The 4,888-nt window shown below is 40.0% G+C and carries 6 protein-coding genes; 3 read left to right on the top strand and 3 right to left on the bottom strand.

Going from position 1 to position 4,888, the window contains the following annotated elements; translation table 11 throughout:
- Positions 1-279 (top strand): hypothetical protein (locus tag KSO91_RS15980; protein ID WP_238744027.1); only part of this gene is annotated, 279 nt, incomplete at its 5' end.
- Between the two features lie 63 nt (positions 280-342).
- On the opposite strand, the gene KSO91_RS15985 is transcribed toward KSO91_RS15980, so the two are convergent.
- The gene (locus KSO91_RS15985; protein ID WP_238744028.1) at positions 343-2,064 is read right to left on the bottom strand and encodes a proline--tRNA ligase; all 1,722 of its coding nucleotides are present in this window, start codon (positions 2,062-2,064) and stop codon (positions 343-345) included.
- A 162-nt stretch (positions 2,065-2,226) separates the two neighbouring features.
- Here KSO91_RS15985 and KSO91_RS15990 point away from each other — a divergent pair, with 162 nt between their 5' ends.
- Complete coding sequence (locus KSO91_RS15990) at positions 2,227-2,793, top strand: rhomboid family intramembrane serine protease (protein WP_238744029.1); 567 nt, start codon at positions 2,227-2,229, stop codon at positions 2,791-2,793.
- Here the strand turns inward: KSO91_RS15990 and tsaA are convergent.
- Positions 2,762-3,487 (bottom strand): tRNA (N6-threonylcarbamoyladenosine(37)-N6)-methyltransferase TrmO, encoded by a 726-nt coding sequence (gene tsaA, locus KSO91_RS15995; protein WP_238744030.1) that lies wholly within the window; start codon positions 3,485-3,487, stop codon positions 2,762-2,764. The genes KSO91_RS15990 and tsaA overlap by 32 nt on opposite strands.
- 11 nt (positions 3,488-3,498) lie before the next feature.
- On the bottom strand, positions 3,499-3,876 hold the full coding sequence (gene rcsF, locus KSO91_RS16000; RefSeq protein ID WP_238744031.1) for an Rcs stress response system protein RcsF: 378 nt from the start codon (positions 3,874-3,876) through the stop codon (positions 3,499-3,501).
- Between the two features lie 85 nt (positions 3,877-3,961).
- Between rcsF and gmhB the strand changes: the two genes are divergently transcribed.
- Positions 3,962-4,519: a D-glycero-beta-D-manno-heptose 1,7-bisphosphate 7-phosphatase gene (gmhB, locus tag KSO91_RS16005; RefSeq protein WP_238744032.1), complete on the top strand. Its 558-nt coding sequence runs from the start codon at positions 3,962-3,964 to the stop codon at positions 4,517-4,519.
- Positions 4,520-4,888 lie beyond the last annotated feature (369 nt).

A 4,888-nucleotide genomic window follows, 5' to 3' on the forward strand; every position in this document is an offset into this window, starting at 1 on the left:
GATACTGGCCGAGTGAAACTGCCGCTCATTTATAAATCACAGGAACTCTTTCTAATGAAGAAAAAATTTACCATTCATCTTGATGCTATTTTAGTTATCGCTATTTTATTCTGCAGTTTAATTACTCTAACCATTTTTCAGCACTCTCAGATTGATGAATTGACCCAAAATAATCAAGCGTTAGAGTGGAAGGCATTAGAGAATAATTTCAATATAGACACTCAAAAAAACCATATAGAAAAGCTCGAGCTGCAGATTAGTAATATCAATCTTCAATAGATTTGCTAGCCGAAAGAAAGAAGCCAACATTTATAATTGGCTTCTTTCTTAATTTAGGCCGCTTTAAGCAAGTTTAGCCTTGATAAAATCGATCACCTCTTCAATTTTAACTTCTTGCTTCTCACCCGATAGTCGATCTTTATATTCGATTACACCATTATCTAAGCTGCGATCGCCTATAACTAAAGTATGAGGTATGCCGATTAGCTCTGCATCCGCAAACATAATGCCGGGGCGTTCGTTGCGATCATCAAACAATACCTCAATACCTGCTTGTTGCAGCTGTGTATAGTATTTCTCAGCAAGCTCAGCCACTCGGTGTGATTTTTTCATATTCATCGGTACGATAACTACCGTGAATGGCGCGAGGGTATCATTCCAGATAATGCCGTTTTGATCGTTGTTTTGTTCGATAGCGGCTGCAACAATACGAGAAATACCAATGCCATAACAACCCATCGTTAATATTTGGTTCTTGCCTTGTTGATTAAGTACTGCTGCATTCATCGCTTTACTGTAAGTGTCACCCAGTTGGAATATATGCCCGACTTCGATACCACGAGTAACAACCAATGTACCCTGACCACATGGGCTAGGATCGCCTTCCACCACATCTCGCAGATCGGCAACTTCATAATCGCTGATATCACGATCCCAATTAACACCCGTTAGATGTTTACCTGTTTGATTTGCACCGCAGATAAAATCAGACAATTTTTCAGCAGAGCGATCCACAATAACACGAATAGTCAGTCCTTTAGGACCGATAGAACCTGCATCGCAATTTGCGGTATTTTCAATCTGTTGGCTATTAGCAAAAATCAGTGGGTTAGCAATACCTTCAATATGCTCGGCTTTAATCTCATTAAGATTATGATCACCACGTAATACCAGTGCGACAATCGGAGCAGGCTGCCCCTCTTCGCAACAGCCTTCAACTAATAATGTTTTGACAACCTGCGTCGCATTGACATTTAAAAATGCACAGACATCTTCAATTGTATGTACATTGGCTGTGTCAATAACACATAGTTCAGCTGTCGCTATTGGCCTATCAAATACGGGGGCCAGCGCTTCTGCTTTTTCAATGTTTGCAGCGTAATCACTTTCAGTTGAGAATACGATAGCATCTTCACCACTTGGTGCTAGTACGTGGAATTCATGTGACGCACTGCCGCCGATGCTGCCTGTATCAGCAATGACGGGACGGTATTCAAGACCTAGCCGTTCGAAAATGCGGCAGTAGGCATTGAACATATCCTGATAGGTTTTTTCTAGACAGTCCTGTTCAAGATGGAAAGAGTAAGCATCTTTCATGGTAAACTCACGGGCACGCATGACACCAAAACGGGGACGTGTTTCATCACGAAATTTGGTCTGGATTTGGAAAAGTTTCAACGGAAGCTGCTTGTAGCTGTTTACTTCTTTACGTACCAGTTCTGTGACAACTTCTTCATGCGTTGGACCCAAAACAAAATCACGAGTATGGCGATCTTTAATACGCAGAAGTTCTCCGCCATATTTATCCCAACGGCCCGTTTCGATCCAAAGATCCGCTGGTTGTACAACGGGCATCAGTATTTCAACCACACCTGCTCGTTCCATCTCTTCACGTACAATATTTTCAACTTTACGCAATACACGTAAACCTGTGGGCAGCCACGTATATAAGCCGGATGCAAGTTTACGGATCATGCCTGCACGTAACATTAGTTGGTGGCTGACAATGACAGCATCACTTGGAGCTTCTTTTTGAGTTGAAAGTAAATAGTTGGTGGTGCGCATAGAAATCCTTAGTTGGCCCGAGCAGTATTAAATGAGCTGGGATTTTAACAGCGGAATTGCCACTTCCAAAGGTTTGTTGCTCAATATTGCAAAATAAAATTGAGTATTCGCTCTACTTTCAGTTATTTTACCCCTGTCATTGCCTCATGCAAAGGATCAACCATGAAACGTTATCTGTTAGCTGTAAAATACAGCTGCGCTATTATGCTCGTTTGTTCGTTAGTTTTTGTCTTAAATATATTACTGCCTATTAATTTAAATCAATGGGGAATCTTGCCGCGCGCGACAGAAAATCTGCCGGGTATTTTGTTTGCACCATTCTTACATGCCAGCCTAGCGCATTTAATGAGTAACTTTTTCCCTTTTATAATATTGGGGATGTTAATTGCTGTACAAAGCGTAAAGCGGTTTTGGCTTTTGTTTATTTTTTTTATTATTACTACAGGCGCGCTGGTGTGGTTATTTGCGCGTGGTAATAGTGTGCATATTGGAATGAGTGGTGTGATTTATGCGTTATGGGGATATCTACTTGTTTATGGTTTTGTGCGTCGGCAAATTACTTCTCTTATTATTTCGCTGATAACCCTGTTTTTTTATGGCGGATTAGTTTTGGGGGTGCTGCCATCAACACCTCAAGTCTCTTTTGAAAGTCATTTGTTTGGGGCCGCCATTGGCGCATTTACAGGTTATTACCTTGCTAAACGAGAGGTTCAATATCCATCACAGTAGTGATCTCCCCTTCATTAATCCAAGAGATATTAAAATTGGACAGGTGCACTGCATATATTTTTGAATCGGCTCTATCCTTTTTATAAGCCGGGCGAGGATCTTGCTGTAACACTTCGGTGACTAATTGCTGTAACTCTGGGTAACTATGATTTACCTGTTCAATAATTTGCAAAGCCTGTTTGGAAAAGTGTACTTCCATTAAAGGTTGCGGCATTTCCTGAGCAAATCCTGCAAGTGCATCGGGTTTCGCATCTGCGTATGGGATATAGGGTTTGATATCAACAATAGGGGTGCCATCAACTAAATCGATATTACTTAGCTGTAAAAAGATCTTTCCCCTTACTTGTTTAATGCCATGAAACTCTACCAGTGATAGGCCGATAGGATTGGGCCTGCATGGCGAACGAGTCGCAAAAACACCTATGCGTTTATTGCCACCGAGTCGAGGAGGGCGGACCATTGGCTGCCATCTGTTTTCTTCTATTGAATCTCTATTTTTATGGAAAACAAAAACCAGCCATAAATGAGTAAAGGACTCTAAACCTAAAAATGCATTCATATCGTTATAGGGAGGCAATATCTCAAGCTCTGCTTTGGCACTTGGTACTAAGCCTGATTGTCGGGGTACAGCAAATTTCTCTTTATAAGGAGAGTGAATAAAACCGATGCTTTTTAATTGCGTGTTAGTAAACAAAATAATGGCTCTTATTGTGGAGGGCTGATATCAAACGCTTGTGCGTAACAGATTATATTTGAAATACAGCTTTGATCTGGTTCAAAAGTTAAACAGGACTGAAAAACAATTGCATTAGCATGCAACTCAGCAGCACTTATTCGCGCATTGGTTCTTGCTTGTTTAATATCGGCAGGGCGATCATTTACTGATTCTTGGCAGCTGCTACCTGTTACTGACGCGATAAAAACATAATCAAGTCCGATAAGCTGATCTTTTTCATAAACGGTGACTTGTGAAGGTTTAAAGTAATTACTGAAATTATCTTTGTCTAGGTTAGATGAAAATTGAAAGTGACTGCATGCACTCAATAAAAGGGTGCAGCTGGAAACAACAAAAATACGTAACATAAGGTACTCTTTATAAATAGTAGGGAATAGAGATGAATGGCATAATAACATTTTTTAAAATGTCTGGAACAAAGAAGGAAGTAATATGACAGTAGCTAATGGGAAACGTGCAATTTTTCTTGATCGAGATGGCGTATTAAACGTAGATAAAGGTTATGTTTCAATAGTTGATGATTTCGAGTTCATTGAGGGGGCCATTGAAGCTTGCAAAAAATTTAAAGAAAAAGATTATCTATTGGTCGTTATTACAAATCAATCAGGTATAGCACGTGGTTATTTCTCTGAACAGCAATTTAACACGCTAACTGAATGGATGGATTGGTCATTAGCAGATCGTGGTGTCGATTTAGATGGTATTTATTATTGCCCGCATCATGCCGAAAAAGGCATCGGGGAATTTAAAATTGACTGCGAGTGTCGTAAACCAAAACCGGGAATGTTACTGAGTGCAATTGAAGAATTGAACATTGATGTAAGCAACTCTATTCTGGTTGGTGATAAAGTGTCAGATCTACAAGCGGGCATTGCTGCTGGGATAGCCACAAATTATTTAGTTAGAACAGGGAAGGCAATTACACCCGAAGGGGAAAAATTAGCAACTGCTGTATTTAATGATCTTGCGAGTATCGCCAAAAATCTATAATGGGAAAACAACGGAACTGTGTATAACATCTGCACAAATGTGGATAACTTGTTTGTAAATAGGGTATAAAAACTAATTGTAGAAATAACCTTATTTTATGTAGAAAACACTTGCCAACGTGATCGATATCCCTATAATGCGACCCCACAGACACGGGCTGCAACGCCAATGACTGAGAATGAAAGAGGTTACTTTTAATGACGTTTAACGTTGATTAGAAAGATAAAATAACCGTTGACATCGTTCGCTGGTAGCGTAATATACGCACCTCGCCGAAAGGCACGCTCTTTAACAATTTAATCAAACAATCTGTGTGGACACTTATTGTTGATGTGATTTCAAAAAAATCAAAGTCCTTTCTTGTAAAGG

Source organism: Psychromonas antarctica (assembly GCF_022267535.1).
Lineage (GTDB): Bacteria > Pseudomonadota > Gammaproteobacteria > Enterobacterales > Psychromonadaceae > Psychromonas > Psychromonas antarctica.